The sequence below is a fragment of the Taibaiella chishuiensis genome, from assembly GCF_003014535.1.
In the GTDB taxonomy this organism is placed as follows: domain Bacteria; phylum Bacteroidota; class Bacteroidia; order Chitinophagales; family Chitinophagaceae; genus Taibaiella; species Taibaiella chishuiensis.
In genome coordinates this window covers 1,216,874-1,231,397 of sequence record NZ_PYGD01000001.1, presented here as the reverse complement: position 1 = coordinate 1,231,397, position 14,524 = coordinate 1,216,874, and the positions used below count along the sequence as shown (strand labels likewise).

11 protein-coding genes are annotated in these 14,524 nt (G+C 51.5%); 9 read left to right on the top strand and 2 right to left on the bottom strand.

Annotated elements, in window-relative coordinates:
- The first annotated feature begins 12 nt into the window (after positions 1 to 12).
- From B0I18_RS05245 to B0I18_RS05235, 3 genes are all read left to right on the top strand, one after another.
- Complete coding sequence (locus B0I18_RS05245) at positions 13 to 1,002, top strand: helix-turn-helix transcriptional regulator (RefSeq protein WP_106521580.1); 990 nt, start codon at positions 13 to 15, stop codon at positions 1,000 to 1,002.
- A gap of 249 nt (positions 1,003 to 1,251) precedes the next feature.
- Positions 1,252 to 2,508 carry a pyridoxal phosphate-dependent aminotransferase gene (locus B0I18_RS05240; RefSeq protein ID WP_106521579.1) on the top strand — a complete coding sequence of 419 codons (1,257 nt, stop codon included), beginning with the start codon at positions 1,252 to 1,254 and terminating at the stop codon, positions 2,506 to 2,508.
- Positions 2,509 to 2,586: 78 nt separating this feature from the next.
- The gene (locus B0I18_RS05235; RefSeq protein WP_106521578.1) at positions 2,587 to 3,852 is read left to right on the top strand and encodes an aspartate kinase; all 1,266 of its coding nucleotides are present in this window, start codon (positions 2,587 to 2,589) and stop codon (positions 3,850 to 3,852) included.
- A 93-nt stretch (positions 3,853 to 3,945) separates the two neighbouring features.
- Here B0I18_RS05235 and B0I18_RS05230 read toward each other — a convergent pair whose 3' ends face one another.
- Complete coding sequence (locus tag B0I18_RS05230) at positions 3,946 to 5,511, bottom strand: NAD(P)/FAD-dependent oxidoreductase (protein WP_106521577.1); 1,566 nt, start codon at positions 5,509 to 5,511, stop codon at positions 3,946 to 3,948.
- A gap of 210 nt (positions 5,512 to 5,721) precedes the next feature.
- On the opposite strand from B0I18_RS05230, the gene cysS reads away from it, so the two are divergent.
- Positions 5,722 to 7,215, top strand: a complete 1,494-nt coding sequence (cysS, locus tag B0I18_RS05225; protein ID WP_106521576.1) for a cysteine--tRNA ligase — start codon at positions 5,722 to 5,724, stop codon at positions 7,213 to 7,215.
- Between the two features lie 95 nt (positions 7,216 to 7,310).
- Entirely contained in the window at positions 7,311 to 8,168 is an 858-nt protein-coding gene (locus tag B0I18_RS05220; RefSeq protein ID WP_106521575.1) for an alpha/beta hydrolase family protein, read from the top strand.
- A gap of 299 nt (positions 8,169 to 8,467) precedes the next feature.
- On the opposite strand, the gene B0I18_RS05215 is transcribed toward B0I18_RS05220, so the two are convergent.
- Positions 8,468 to 9,484 carry a formimidoylglutamase gene (locus tag B0I18_RS05215; protein ID WP_106521574.1) on the bottom strand — a complete coding sequence of 339 codons (1,017 nt, stop codon included), beginning with the start codon at positions 9,482 to 9,484 and terminating at the stop codon, positions 8,468 to 8,470.
- A 151-nt stretch (positions 9,485 to 9,635) separates the two neighbouring features.
- Between B0I18_RS05215 and B0I18_RS05210 the strand changes: the two genes are divergently transcribed.
- The 4 genes from B0I18_RS05210 to B0I18_RS05195 all read left to right on the top strand — a co-directional run bounded on the left by B0I18_RS05210 (position 9,636) and on the right by B0I18_RS05195 (position 14,492).
- A complete protein-coding gene (locus B0I18_RS05210; protein ID WP_106521573.1) occupies positions 9,636 to 10,049 on the top strand; it encodes a BrxA/BrxB family bacilliredoxin in 414 nt (137 codons plus the stop codon).
- 183 nt (positions 10,050 to 10,232) lie between these two features.
- Entirely contained in the window at positions 10,233 to 10,718 is a 486-nt protein-coding gene (locus tag B0I18_RS05205; protein ID WP_106521572.1) for a BON domain-containing protein, read from the top strand.
- Positions 10,719 to 10,754: 36 nt separating this feature from the next.
- Positions 10,755 to 11,174, top strand: coding sequence for an SH3 domain-containing protein (locus B0I18_RS05200; RefSeq protein WP_106521571.1), 420 nt, complete (start codon positions 10,755 to 10,757; stop codon positions 11,172 to 11,174).
- 159 nt (positions 11,175 to 11,333) lie between these two features.
- Entirely contained in the window at positions 11,334 to 14,492 is a 3,159-nt protein-coding gene (locus B0I18_RS05195; RefSeq protein ID WP_106521570.1) for an ATP-dependent helicase, read from the top strand.
- The last annotated feature ends 32 nt before the right edge of the window (positions 14,493 to 14,524 follow it).

Sequence of the window (14,524 nt, the reverse complement as noted above, 5' to 3'; positions counted from 1 at the left end):
AAACGGATTTTTATGCAGGTACGGCTTACCTCGGGCGACTACCCTGAAATTATCTTCGAACGCCACCTTCCCCTGGATTTCAAAAGCGATCACGGGGTCGAGGAAAAGCAAACCCGGCTGGAGCATCAACTGGGTAAAGCCGCCTTTAACGAGATCTGGTTTGAAGGCGTACACATAGCCCATGGCAGATTGCAGCTGAACAAGAATATCGAACTCTTTGCCGAAAACGATACGCCCGTGATCGAAATGCACTTTAGCCTGGCCGGCAAAAGCAAAGCCCGGCTCTGGAACAGTACGGAGGAGTACATCTTCAGCGACAAACAGCATAATATATATTACATGCCCTGCTTCGAGGGCCGCATGACCGCCGAAAAACACCAGGAAGAGAACCAGGTATTCGAAATCCACTTTACCGAAAAATACTTCCGGCGGCTGAACAGTGGTAATGCCACCCTCGAACGGTTTAGCGAACGGGTGGAAAAACAGCAGGCCTCATGCATGCACCGCCATAATATGGACATTACGGCGCCGATGGCCATGATCATTGCCGAAATGAGCAATTGTAACAAGCAGGGTGCGCTGAAGCGCCTCTTCCTCGAAGGCAAAACCCTCGAGCTGCTGATGCTGCAGGTAGAACAGTTTGAAAGTACCGGTAAGTCGCGGCTCAAAGCCGGTATACTGCCCCAGGATATAGACAAGCTGCACCATGCCCGCTTCCTGCTCGAACAACATATGGACGAGCCTTACTCCCTGGCCGAACTGGCCCGGCAGGTACAACTCAACGACTTCAAGCTGAAACGGGGATTCAAGGAAATATTCGGCACCACGGTATTCGGCTACCTGCGCGACCTGCGCATGCAGCAGGCCCGCAAAATGTTGCGCGATACGGGTAAGAGTATTAACGAGATCGCGGGCTACTGCGGTTATGAATATGTACAGCATTTTTCGGCGGCCTTCAAGAAAAAATACGGGTTAAGCCCCTCGAAACTGCGCCTCTGCTGATGCCCTGTTATAGAAAATAAGGAGCCCGGAGCGGCAAAAAACGGGTTATCATTTTGTAAAATAAACCAGGAATACTATCTTCGCAGCCTGAGCAATGAACAATAAGCATTTCAATAAGGTATATAAAAACATGAAACGTTTTACCCTTCAAAGGTAATCCTGTGTTGTATTGTGTACCTGCAACCATATACAAAGAGGCTTACCTTATCCGGGTAAGCCTCTTTTTTCATTTTAAAAACCAAAAAATTAATGAGCAAACTCAGCAATTTAGCAGAATCATTGGTAGGATCCGAAATCGTAAAACTGGGTAACGAGATCAGTAACAGGATCAGGAATGGTGAAAAGATATACAACTATACGATCGGTGATTTTGCCCCGGCTATTTTCCCGATACCGAAAAAGCTGGAAGACGCTATCGTAACGGCTTACCGCGACGGCTTTACCAATTATCCCGCCGCCGATGGTATACTGCCGCTGCGCGAACAGGTAGCAGCCTTTATCGGCAAACACCAGGGCATTAGCTATGCGGTGAACGAAGTACAGATCGCAAGCGGCGGCCGCCCGCTGATCTACTCCCTGTTTGCCACCGTGGTTAACCCCGGCGACAAAGTGATCTACGCTGTTCCCTCCTGGAACAACAACCACTATACCAACCTGAACCTGGGCCAGGCCTGCGAGATCGTTACCGCACCGGAACACGACTTTATGCCAACGGCCGCCGATATTGCTCCGCATATCAAAGGCGCCGCCCTGCTTTGTCTTTGCACACCACAAAACCCGACAGGCACCACGCTGAGCCAATCGGAACTGGAAAAGATATGCGACCTGGTACTGGAAGAAAACAAAAGCCGCGGTCCCGATGAGAAGAAGCTGTATGTACTTTTCGACCAGATGTACTTTACCCTTACCTTCGGCGATACCCGCCACTACAACCCCGTAGCGCTGCGTCCTGAAATGAAGGAATATACCATCCTGATCGACGGTATCTCCAAAGCCTTTGCCGCCACCGGCGTAAGGGTGGGCTGGGCCCTGGGCCCGGTACCGGTAATTGCCAAGATGAAGGCGTTGCTGAGCCATATCGGCGCCTGGGCGCCTATGGCCGAACAAAAAGCCACAGCCGATTTCCTGGCCGACGAACAAGCGGTAGATACCTACCTGGTACATATCAAAAAGAACATCGAAGAGCGCCTCTGGACCATCTACAAAGGCTTTGAAGCCCTGAAGCAGAAAGGTTATACGGTAGATGCCATTGTACCCCAGGCGGCGATCTATCTTACGGTAAAGATCGACCTGAAAGGCAAAAAAGCGGGCGACAAGGAGATCAGCAACCAGGCCGATGTAACGCAGTACCTGTTGAGCGAAGCGGGTCTGGCCATCGTACCTTTCCATTGCTTCGGCGCCGACCGCGAATCGCCCTGGTACCGCATCAGCGTGGGCACCTGCAAACTCGAAGAACTGCCCGAAGTGTTCAGCAAACTGGAACATGCACTGTCGGCCTTACAATAATATGACAAGCAAGGGGCCCCGGGCCAAAGCATACCGGGGCCTTCATTCTATCCAAATCCATAACTGTTTATCCAAAAAATGCAGGTTTACAAATTCGGCGGCGCATCCATAGCCACACCAGAAAGGATGCAGGCATTATTGCCCATTATTCAATACGGCGGAAGTCCACTGGTTGTGGTCGTTTCGGCATACGGTAAAACGACCAATGCGCTGGAAGCAATAGTTGCTTCGGCTCTGGAAGGCAAACGGGAAGAAGCGCTCCAAAAGATAGAAGCGCTGGAAGCAGCCCACAATACCTATGCTGCCTCCCTGCTAAGCCCCAAAGGCTTTGAAGAGCTGCAACCCAGGCTGAATGAGTATTACACCGAAATGCACTGGGCTATCGACGATGCCGGCCTGCAATCGAACGACTATGTATACGACCAGGTGGTATGCATCGGCGAAATATTATCGACCTCTATATTCAGCGCTTACCTGAACGAGCAGGGTATGACCAACCAATGGATCGATGCCCGCGATATTATCCGTACCAACGAGATCTACCGCGACCCGGTCGTAGATTTCGAATTTTCGAAAGCACAGGTCCAGAAAACGATGGCCCCGGCGCTGGCTAAACATAATATCGTGGTTACCCAGGGCTTTATCGGCAGTACGGCCGACAATAACTCCACTACCCTGGGCCGCGAAGGTTCCGACTACTCGGCTGCGCTGTTTGCCGCTATGCTGCCTGCCGTTTCCGTAAGCATCTGGAAAGACGTGGAAGGCTTGCTGAACGCGGATCCCAAGCTGTTTCCCAATACGGTAAAAATAGAAGAGATTACCTATCACGAAGTGATCGAGATGGCCTACTATGGTGCGCAGGTGATCCACCCCAAAACCATTAAACCCTTACAGAACGCGAATATTCCGCTGTATGTAAAATGCTTCCTGGATTCGGGACTGAAGGGTACCGTGATCAAGAACACGACCGATACCTTTGTATACCCACCCCTGATCGTACTGAAAAAAGACCAGATCCTGCTGCAGATCACCAGCCGCGACTTTTCTTTTATTACTGAAGACAACCTGAGTAACCTCTATAATATTTTTTACGGCCAGCATGTCAAGATCAACCTGATCCAGAATGCGGCCATCAGCCTGGTGGTCTGCGTAGACAACCGCGTAGACAAGATCCAGTCGCTGGTGCAGGAACTCGAAAAAGATTATAAGGTGCTGAAGAACGACGATGTGCAACTGCTTACGGTGCGTCACTATACGCCTTCGATACTCGAAGAGCTGACCAAAGGCCGGGTAATTTTACTCGAACAAAAAACAAGAAATACCGTACAGGTAGTGGTAAAATAAAACAAAGGGCTTGCAAGATGCAAGCCCTTTTAATTGATATATCGTGTGGTATAAAAATTGTTGCGAAAACCGCGACAGGCAACAGTCCCGGCCTTACCTGCGGCAATAGGCGGAAGCCGCTTCGGCCACCAGTTCACCATCCATAGCGGCAGAGATAATACCACCGGCATAACCGGCGCCTTCGCCACAGGGAAATAACCCTTTGATACGGGTATGCTGCAGGCTATCCTTATCCCTTGGGATGCGTACCGGCGAAGAAGTGCGCGACTCGGTAGCCGTTACGATCGCCTCTTCGGTATAATAACCCTTCATCTTTTTACCGAAGGTTACAAAGCCCTTGCTCAAAGACTGGAACACCTCCTGGGGCAACACTTCCTGCAACAGGGTACTGGTAACGCCGGGCAGGTAAGAGCAGCTCGGCAATGAGGCCGATACTTTTCCTTTTACGAAGTCGGTCATGCGTTGCGCCGGGGCCTTTAAAGCGCCGCCGCCCGCCTGCCAGGCCTTCTGTTCCACCATCTGCTGAAAATGCATGGCCGCCAGGTTACCTTTAAAACCATATGCTGCAAAGTCTTTCTCGTCGACCGCTACCACCATACCCGAGTTGGCATAGGGATTATCGCGCTTGGAGGGCGACCAGCCATTAACGACCAATTCGCCTTCGGAAGTGGAAGCCGGGGCGATAATGCCCCCGGGACACATGCAAAAGGAGAACACGCCACGCCCCAGCTCCTGGCTGACCAGCGAATAGGAAGCGGGGCCTACCATATCGCCGAACACTGCGGGGTCGCAACGGTACTGGATCTGGTTGATCAGCGCCTGCGGGTGTTCGATACGGACACCGAGCGCAAAAGGCTTGGACTCTATTTCAATATGCTTCCGGTCCAGCAGGGTAAAAATATCACGCGCCGAATGACCGGTAGCCAGGATCAGCGCTTTGGCCCGGATCTGCTCACTACCATTCACCTCCACACCCTTCAGGCTATCGCCTTCGATAAGCAGGTCGGTAAGTTTGGTATCGAACATTACCTGTCCGCCGCAGGCTACCACAGCCTCGCGCATGGCTACGATAATACCGGGCAGCTTATTGGTACCGATATGCGGATGCGCCTCGTACATGATCTTTTCTTCGGCGCCGAAATGCCGGAACCATTGCAGGCTGCGCAATACATTGCCTCTTTTGGTAGCCCGCGTATACAATTTACCATCGCTATAGGTACCTGCGCCCCCTTCTCCGAAACAGTAATTGGATTCGGGATTTACGATACCCTGTTTGTTCATGGCGGCCAGGTCGCGGCGGCGGTTGCGCACATCCTTACCGCGCTCCAGCACTACGGGGCAATAGCCCAGTTCCACAAGCCGCAATGCGGCAAAGAGCCCGGCCGGTCCGGCCCCGGCAACGATTACCGGTTCGGCGCGGCTTACGTCCTGCAACTGTGGTGTAAAGCTAAAGGCGTCGACAAAGGGCTCTTCGATAAACACGTTGACCTGCAGCTGCATCATGATCTGACTGCCACGGGCATCGATAGAACGGCGCAAGACCTGCACCGCATTGATCCTGCCGGGTTTTACCTGTAAAGTATGTGCTGCATATTGCCGGATAGCGGCTTCCCGGGCGGCCTCGCCGGGCGTAAGACGGAGTGTAATGGTTTGAGGCATTCTATTTAGGAATGAAATCAATAATAAACAGGCTGCAAAAATACGTTTATTCCGGCAGAAGCGGTTTAGGCACCGGCAATACCGCATTTGGGCAATTAACGGCCGTAAACCGGCGCCCGGCGCTTATCTTGCCTTACCAATAGGCCGATAGCTTTTATTGCGCCGCCATTGGCAACTAAATCTTATTTTTGCCTTTCACTCGACCCGTATATGTCCGAACTTCATTTATATAATTCCTATAGCCGCCAAAAAGAAAAATTTGAGCCGATAACGCCGGGCCATGTGGGCCTGTATGTATGCGGTCCTACCGTAAGCGGCGAAAGCCACCTGGGCCATGCCCGTCCCTACATCACCTTCGATGTGGTAAACCGTTACCTGCAACACCTGGGCAACAAAGTACGCTATGTACGCAACATTACCGATGCCGGCCACTTCGAAGAAGAAGGCCGCGAAGCCGAAGACAAAGTAGCCAAGAAAGCCCTGCTCGAAATGCTCGAGCCTATGGAGCTTGTTCATAAATACACCAGCTTGTACCATTGGGGCATGCAGGAGTTCAACTGCCTCGAACCTTCTATCGAACCTACCGCTACGGGCCACATTATCGAACAGATCAACATGATCGAAGATATTATAGCCAAGGGTTATGCCTACGAAGTGAACGGCTCGGTATATTTCGACGTAAAAAAATATGCATCCGAATATCCTTATGGTAAACTCAGCGGCCGCGTAATCGATGACCTGCTGGAGACCACGCGCGAGCTGGAAGGCCAGGAAGAGAAAAGAGACCGTGCCGATTTTGCCTTATGGAAAAATGCCCCTCCCGAGCACATCATGCGCTGGAAAAGCCCCTGGGGAGAAGGTTTCCCAGGATGGCACATCGAGTGCTCGGCCATGAGCAGCAAATACCTCGGTCAGCGTTTCGATATCCACGGCGGTGGTATGGACCTGCAATTCCCGCACCACGAAAGCGAGATCGCGCAAAGCACCATCGCGCATGGTTGCGCCCCGGTTAACTACTGGATGCACAACAACATGATCACGATCGAAGGCCGCAAAATGGGCAAGAGTTATAACAACGTGATCAAGCTGACCGAGCTGTTCAGCGGCAATCATCCCATGCTGGAACAACCCTATCACCCGATGGTGATCCGGTTTTACATCCTGCAAACACACTACCGCAGCACGCTCGATTTTTCGAACGAAGCACTGCAGGCTTCAGAAAAAGCCCTGCGCCGCTTATGGGAAGCCTACGAGGTATTGCAAAAACTGCCGGTGCCGGCCAATGCCGAAGCCGCAGATGCCGCACTGGACGCCAATATCCGGACCTTCTGCCATAACTGCGCAGATGATATGAACGATGACTTCAATACCGCCCGTGTACTGGCCAACCTGTTTGAGCTGGCGCCTACCATTAACGGGATAAAAGGAGGACAGGTAAAGGCCGGTGCCATAAGCTCCGCTACCCACGAACTGATGCTGCATACCTTTAAGACCTACCTGGAAGATATCCTGGGCCTGAAGCCGCTGCAGCAGAACCGGGACGCGAAACTGGACGCGGTACTGCAGCTGGTGATCGAGATGCGTAAAGAAGCCCGCAACCGTAAGGACTATGCCGCTTCCGACAAGATCAGGGATATGCTGGCTGCAGAAGGCATACAGCTGAAAGATGAGAAAGGTGGTGAAATGAGCTATTCCATCGACTAAAAAACTATTTTATTAAAAACCTCCGGCCTTGGTCGGAGGTTTTATATTTATTGAATAACGTACGTTAGAAGCCGCAATGCTTAAAATGCAAGATTATGATCCAGCAATCTTTCCAATTCCCGGGTAGTAATAACCGGCCCATAACCGCCGATTTGACCATAAACCCGGCAAAAGGCGATAACCAGCCGGTAATCGTTTATGCGCATGGCTTTAACGGTTTCAAGGATTGGGGGAATGGTGCGCTGATCGCCAACCGGTTCGCCGATGCGGGCTTTGCTTTTTTCAAATTCAACTTCTCGCATAACGGTACTACACCAGAACACCTGCAGGACTTTGCCGACCTGGAAGCCTTTGGCCACAACAATTACAGCCTGCAGCTTGCCGATCTCAGCATAGTGTTCGATTGGCTGGAGGATGACCGACACGGGCTGGCCGGACTGTTGGATACCAGCCGCATAGGCCTGATCGGGCACAGCATGGGTGGCGGCATCAGTATTATTAAAACGGCCGAAGACTCCCGCATTAAAGCCTTATGTACCTGGGCCGCCATAGCCGAATGTAAAACACCCTGGACCAACTGGCCGCAGGAAAAGCTGGCCCTATGGCAACAGACCGGTGTACAATATTATACCAATGGCCGCACCAAACAGGAAATGCCCCTGTACTACCAGCTCTACGAAGACTATCAGCAACACAGCAAAAGGCTGAACATCCTGGCAGCAGCCGCCAGGATAAAAGTGCCTGTCCTGGTTTGCCATGGCACCGAAGATACCAGTGTACCGGTCAGCAGCGCCTATGCCATACACGAAGCACAACCGGACTCCGAATTATACCTGCTGCCATCCGATCATGTATTCGGCCGCAGGCATCCCTGGACGGAACCGGTCCTGCCCCCTGCAATGCAGCAGGTACTGGACAAGGCGATCGTGTTCTTCAGGCACAACCTTGACTAGTGGTAGGTGCGCTCCATTGAAGCCGGCTAATTGATGAGATCCTTCGCTGCGCTCAGGATGACACTACTCCCTCTGATACTTGTTACTTTTCACGCTGTTAAAGCCAGCTAACGGATGAGATCCTTCGCTACGCTCAGGATGACAACGAACCCTTCGTGATACTTGATACTTGCTACCTGATACTCATAGCAGGAGATCCTTCGCTGCGCTCAGGATGACAATACTCCCTCTCATATCTCATATCTCATATCTCATATCTCATATCTCATATCTCATATCTCATATCTCATATCTAATACCTAAAGCCTCCTATCCAGTACCCCCTTGGCGAAGGCCTGCACCAGGTAGCTCAGCAACTTACCGGTAAAAGGATCGGAAAGGCCGTCGGCACGGAGGCTTACGCCCTCGGGCAAGTGCAGGTAGGCCGCATGCGGCGAGCAGCCGCAACGGTACAGGTATTGCAGGGCATGTTGTACGGTAATACCCACAGGTGTGGCCGCACTGCTCAGTACATTTTCGATACAATCCACATCGAGCTCTACGCCGAATGCAGCGCCGCTTACATGATCCAGGCAACGTTGCAGGGCCGCCGGCCAGGCTTCTTTTTCCCGCAGGAAAATATCTTCCCAGAATACCGGCAGCAGGTCGTCGTTGGCCTGTAGTTCGGCTACGATCCCTTTGCTGTTATAGGGCTCGTGCAGTCCCAGCATGGCATAGCGTTTCAGGTAAGCGTCCTGGTAGGCATACCGGAAACCATTGCCGCTGTGCCGTCCTTCGGCTACGCGAAAGTCGGAATGAGCGTCGAGGTTGAGTACATTAACCGTCATCCCTTTTGCCAGGGACAATCCTTTTAAAAGCGGGTAAGCATTATTGTGCCCACCGCCTATAACCACGGGTATTTTCCCGGCGGCTACGATATCGCGGATCAGCGGGTAGACCAGTTCGTCGATACCTGCGGTATATTTCCTCAGGGTTTCGGTACCTGCATCGACGCAGGCGTTCAGCCAATCAGTAAAGTCGAGTTGCCCCAGCAGGAAAAAATCCCTGCCGCTCAATACCTCTGTTTCCTGGATATTGAGCAAACTCTTCAGAAAGGCCGGCCACGCGGTATGCGCGCCGCCTATACCACCATTGGCCCGCACCCCGATATCCTCCGGCAGGCCCAGCAGTACGAAAGTGGCATCGCGGAATTCGGGCTGTTGCAGCCAGTTATCGCCGGATGCAAGGCCAATGCAGGATCCAAATTTAGTTTCGCCTTCGCGGAGGGCGAGCAGGTTTTTCAAAACTTGCGGTGTAAGGGGGTGTAAGTGAGGCATAAAGCAGGTTTTAGCGCTATGGACTGCAAACTTAGGCAACGCGGCACAAAAATCTTATCCTGCTATAGAAAAAGCTGAACCTTTGCGCTGTGTTAACCGCCCGAAATGACTTAATTTTGTGCTCTAATAATTTCACAAAAATATAAATATCATGTATCCTGCCGAATTAGTGATCCCCATGAAAAACCAGCTGACAGAGCATGGTTTCCAGGAACTTTTAACGCCCGAACAAGTCGACAATACTATACCCCAGGAAGGTACTACCCTGCTGGTTATTAATTCCGTATGTGGCTGCAGCGCCGGTACTGCCCGTCCGGGTGTACTGCAATCCCTGCAGACAGAAGGTAAAAAACCCAGCCGTACCGTAACTTCTTTTGCCGGTTTCGACCTGGATGCGGTAAAACAGGCCCGCACTTACCTGCTGCCTTACCCGCCTTCTTCCCCGGCTATTGCCCTCTTTAAAGACGGACAGCTGGTGCATATGATCGAGCGTCACATGATCGAAGGCCGCTCTGCTGCCATGATCGCCGCTAACCTGCAACAGGCTTACGAGCAATACTGCTAACCAGCACACATTTTTTTGAAAAGCCATCCCGTTCATCCCGGGCTGGCTTTTTTTATGTCTTTTAAGAAATATAAGAATTTAACGTTAATCTTTTGATTGGCATGTGTTTTGATATAAACAATTGTGTACATTGTATTTCCTTTTTTACGCGATTATCTTTCTAACAATTCAAAACACACAATTATGAATTTAAAGCACACCGCATTGGCGCTTACGCTCGTTACCGGCATGGCAATGGGCATGGCCTCTTGTAATTCCCAGGAAAAAAAAGATGCCGCAGCCAAGGCTAAGATCGAAGCACTGGCTCCCGGTGTAACGGTAGAAGTAAAGGATGGGGTAGCCACCCTGAGCGGCCCCATATCGGATGATGCCACCAAAGCCGCCATGGAAACGGCTGCAAAAGGCGTAGAAGGCGTTAAGTCTGTAGTGAACAATACGACCACACCGCCGCCACCACCGATGCCCGCACCGGTAGAAATTAACCCCGACGAGGCATTGGCCACTGCCGCAGCTGCTGCTGCAAAAGAATACAACGGCGTAACCGTTGCCGTGAAAGATGGCGTGGTTACCCTTACCGGCGAGATCAAGAAAGCGGACCTGCCCAAACTGATGCAAGCCATGAACAGCATCAAGCCTAAAAAAGTAGACAATAAACTTACCGTAAAATAAGCGCCGGCTTTTTATTCACTTCAAAAAACAAATCCAATGGCTTTACAAGATAAATATGCAGAGCTGATCAATACAGCCAATGCAAGCGGAGCTACTAACCTGCAGGTACGCGAGCAGGATAATGTGCTGTACATCGACGGAGAAGTTCCAAGCGGAGAAGTAAAAGATAAATTGTGGAACGTATACGACAAAATCGACCCGGACTTCCGGAGCGGCGATGTGGTTATGAACATCAATGTATCGCCTGCTGCCGCTGCAACACAGCTGAAGGTAACTACCCAGAGCTCTAACCTCAACATCCGTAAAGGACCCGGTACCGACCAGCCTATCCTGGGCAAAGCGGGCCACGACTCCGTAGTAACCCTGCTGAGCAAATACAACGACGCCTGGTTCCTGATCCGCACCAATGACGGCGTGGAAGGCTATTCCTCTGCGGAATACCTTACTGCCCTCTAAGCGTAATACCATACCGATATTTACCCCCGCGCCCGGCCTGATGCCGGGCGTTTTTTTGCGTATGCAGCACATCAAATCCTACCCGGCGCCAGCACAGGAACATGCCTTTATTTTGGACCCGCAGAATGTTACCTTTGCGCTACGAAAGCAAAGACAGCAATGATCAAAAATGAACGCCTCTTCCTGGACCGCTACCAGAAGCTGAACGAAAAGCAGAGATTAGCAGTGGATACAACAGAAGGACCGGTGATGGTTATTGCAGGACCGGGTACCGGTAAGACCGAGATCCTCTCGATGCGTATCGCCAACCTGTTGCGCAGCGAAGCCCAGGTACAACCCTACGAGATCCTTTGTCTTACCTATACCGACGAGGGCAGCGTAGCCATGCGCAAGCGCCTGCTCCAGATTATAGGCGAAGATGCCCACCGCGTGCACATCTTCACCTTCCATGCTTTTTGCAACAGCCTGATCCAAAGCAATGCCGAATACTTCGGCCTTCGCGACCTGCAACCCGTAAGCGACCTGGAACGCACCGAGATCCTGCATGGTATCCTGGAGGCCTTGCCGGAAGGCAATATCCTGCGCAGGCTTAAAGGCAATATCTATTACGATGCCCAGAACCTGCACAGTCTTTTCGACCTGATGAAGACCGAAGACTGGCAACCTGCCGAAGTGGAACAGGCGGTTACAGCCTACCTGGCCGACCTGCCCAACCGGGAAGCCTTTATCTATAAACGGGCCAATGCCAAGCAGGGCATTAAAGCGGGCGATGTAAAACAGAAGGATATAGACAAAGAAACGGCACGCATGGAGCGTACGCTGGCCGCCGCCAGACTCTTCCCCATATACCAGGCACGCATGCAGGCCCTGGGCCGTTACGACTTCAGCGATATGATCCTTTGGGTGCTCCAGGCCTTTAAGGAAAATGAAGACTTCCTGCGTAACTACCAGGAGCGTTTTCAATATGTGCTGGTCGATGAGTTCCAGGATACAAGCGGCTCCCAGAGCGAGCTGCTTACCCTGCTGATGGACTTCTGGAACAGTCCCAATATATTTATCGTAGGCGATGACGACCAGAGTATATTCGAGTTCCAGGGTGCAAGGCTTAAAAACATTGTAGACTTCTATAACCGCTACCAGCCCGACATTAAGGTGATCGTGCTCAAAGAAAATTACCGCTCCAGCCAGGAGATACTTGATAAGGCAACCCTGCTGATCAACCATAACCAGGAACGGCTTATCGTAAAACTGCAGGAACTGGCGCTGGATAAAAACATACGGTCGGCACACCCGCGCTTTGTAGCGGATCAACCGGTGAAACCCGTGCTGAAGGCCTATCACAACATCCTGCACGAAGAAGCGGACATCGTACAACAGATCGAAACGCTGCAGCAGCAGGGCGTGGACCTCAGCAATGTGGCCATCCTCTATTCGCAGCACAAACAGGCCAATAACATTATAGACCTGATGGAGCGCAAGGGTATACCCTACTGGGTAAAACGCCCGGTAAACGTGCTGGACCTGCCCATGATCCAGCAGCTGATCCATATGCTGAAGTATATCGAAGCCGAACAGAAGAAACCCTTCAGCGGCGAGATGTACCTGTTTGAGCTGCTGCATGTACCGCAACTGGGCATATCGCCGGTAGACCTGGCCCACCTGAGCCTTCACAAACAGGAGAAAGATACCAAACATAAATACTGGCGGTTCCTCCTGCTCGACAGCCTGCACCTGATGGCTATGGACCTGGAATCCTCGCCGGCACTGATCCGCATTGGTATGGCTATCGAGGAATGGATACACCAGGCCCGCAACCTGACGATACCGATGCTGCTCGAAAAGATCCTTTACGATACCGGCCTGATGGCTAACATCCTGAAGGGCGATAACCAGGTATGGGAGATGCAGGTGCTGCATACCTTTTTCAATTTTGCCAAGGAAGAATGCGCCCGCCAGCCCCGGATCACGATTTCAGGCTTCCTGCGTATTATCGACGATATGCAGATCGAAGGCCTTACCGTACCCGTGCAGAAAGTAGTACGGCAGGAAAACGGCGTACGCTTTTATACCGCGTTCAGCGCTAAGGGACACGAGTTCGAATACGTGTTCCTGATCGGGCTTACCAAAAACTTCTGGGAGAAGAAACGTGGCGCCAGCCGTGGCTTCCAGCTACCCGACACCCTTACCCAAACCGGCGATTCGGAAGAGCACAGCGCGACAGAAGAGGTAATGCGCCGCGTATTTTTCGTAGCGCTTACCCGTGCAAAAAAATACCTGCAGCTCTCTTATGCGCTCAAAGACAATGCCGGCAAGGATCTTGAGGCTTCGCAATTTGTAGACGAACTCGGCGAGACCGAAAAACAGGCTGCCGAACAGGCCCTGTCTTATGTGTCTACAGAACAGGTAATGGATTACCTGCACTGGGCCTTTGTACCGGTACCACCGGTACAGATAGCGCTCGCTAAAAAAGAATTGCTGGAAAGCAGGCTGGAACGTTTCGTCATGAGCGCCTCGGCCCTGAACAAATACCTGAAATGCCCGATAGCCTTCTATTACGAGACCATACTACAGGTGCCTGTGGCCAAGAACGATGCAATGGCCTTTGGTACTGCCATACACTATGCCCTCGAAAAGCTTTTCAAAAAAATGATCGATGCCCCGGAGAAGCAATTCCCGGGTAAAGAGGAAATGATCCAGGACTTTGAAAAAATGCTCTGGCGTCATGAAGATGCCTTTACCGAGATCCAGTATAAACGCCGCAAGGAACTAGGCGCCAAGATCCTTACCGAGTACTACGACCATTACATCCGCGACTTCAATAAAGTAGTAGTTATAGAACGCATGCTTGGCAATATGGAAGTAGCCGGCGTACCGGTAAAAGGCAAGCTGGATAAGATCGAATTTGAAGGCAATGAGTGTACCGTGGTCGACTATAAAACGGGCAACCCGGAGTACAGTAAAAAGAAGGAATTATTACCCCCCAGCGAAAGCCATCCCAATGGCGGCGACTATTGGCGGCAAATGGTATTTTACCGGCTGCTGCTCGACAATAACCCTTATGCACAGGCGCAGCACTGGCATATGAAAGCCGGGCTGTTTGATTATATCGAAAAGAATGATGCAGGCGATTTTGTACGGTATTTTGTGCCCATTACCCCGGCCGACCTGCTTACGGTAACCGAGCAGATCAAAGAAGCCGATAAACGCATCAGGAACCAGGAATTTGATCGGGGTTGTAACGAGCCTGATTGCGCCTGGTGCAAGTTTGTAAAGACCCATGAACTGGTAAAACCGGTAAGCAACGACGATCGTTTATAAAAACAATAACGGCCACAAAGCTTGTGGCCGTT

Bases quoted from the DNA above. Each gene is read 5' to 3' on its own strand.
- B0I18_RS05200 (WP_106521571.1), top strand. From the start codon at position 10,755: ATGGCTTTACAAGATAAATATGCAGAGCTGATCAATACAGCCAATGCA.
- B0I18_RS05195 (WP_106521570.1), top strand. From the start codon at position 11,334: ATGATCAAAAATGAACGCCTCTTCCTGGACCGCTACCAGAAGCTGAAC.
- B0I18_RS05215 (WP_106521574.1), bottom strand. From the start codon at position 9,484: ATGCCTCACTTACACCCCCTTACACCGCAAGTTTTGAAAAACCTGCTC.
- B0I18_RS05205 (WP_106521572.1), top strand. From the start codon at position 10,233: ATGAATTTAAAGCACACCGCATTGGCGCTTACGCTCGTTACCGGCATG.
- B0I18_RS05210 (WP_106521573.1), top strand. From the start codon at position 9,636: ATGTATCCTGCCGAATTAGTGATCCCCATGAAAAACCAGCTGACAGAG.
- B0I18_RS05230 (WP_106521577.1), bottom strand. From the start codon at position 5,511: ATGCCTCAAACCATTACACTCCGTCTTACGCCCGGCGAGGCCGCCCGG.
- B0I18_RS05220 (WP_106521575.1), top strand. From the start codon at position 7,311: ATGATCCAGCAATCTTTCCAATTCCCGGGTAGTAATAACCGGCCCATA.
- B0I18_RS05245 (WP_106521580.1), top strand. From the start codon at position 13: ATGCAGGTACGGCTTACCTCGGGCGACTACCCTGAAATTATCTTCGAA.
- cysS (WP_106521576.1), top strand. From the start codon at position 5,722: ATGTCCGAACTTCATTTATATAATTCCTATAGCCGCCAAAAAGAAAAA.
- B0I18_RS05240 (WP_106521579.1), top strand. From the start codon at position 1,252: ATGAGCAAACTCAGCAATTTAGCAGAATCATTGGTAGGATCCGAAATC.
- B0I18_RS05235 (WP_106521578.1), top strand. From the start codon at position 2,587: ATGCAGGTTTACAAATTCGGCGGCGCATCCATAGCCACACCAGAAAGG.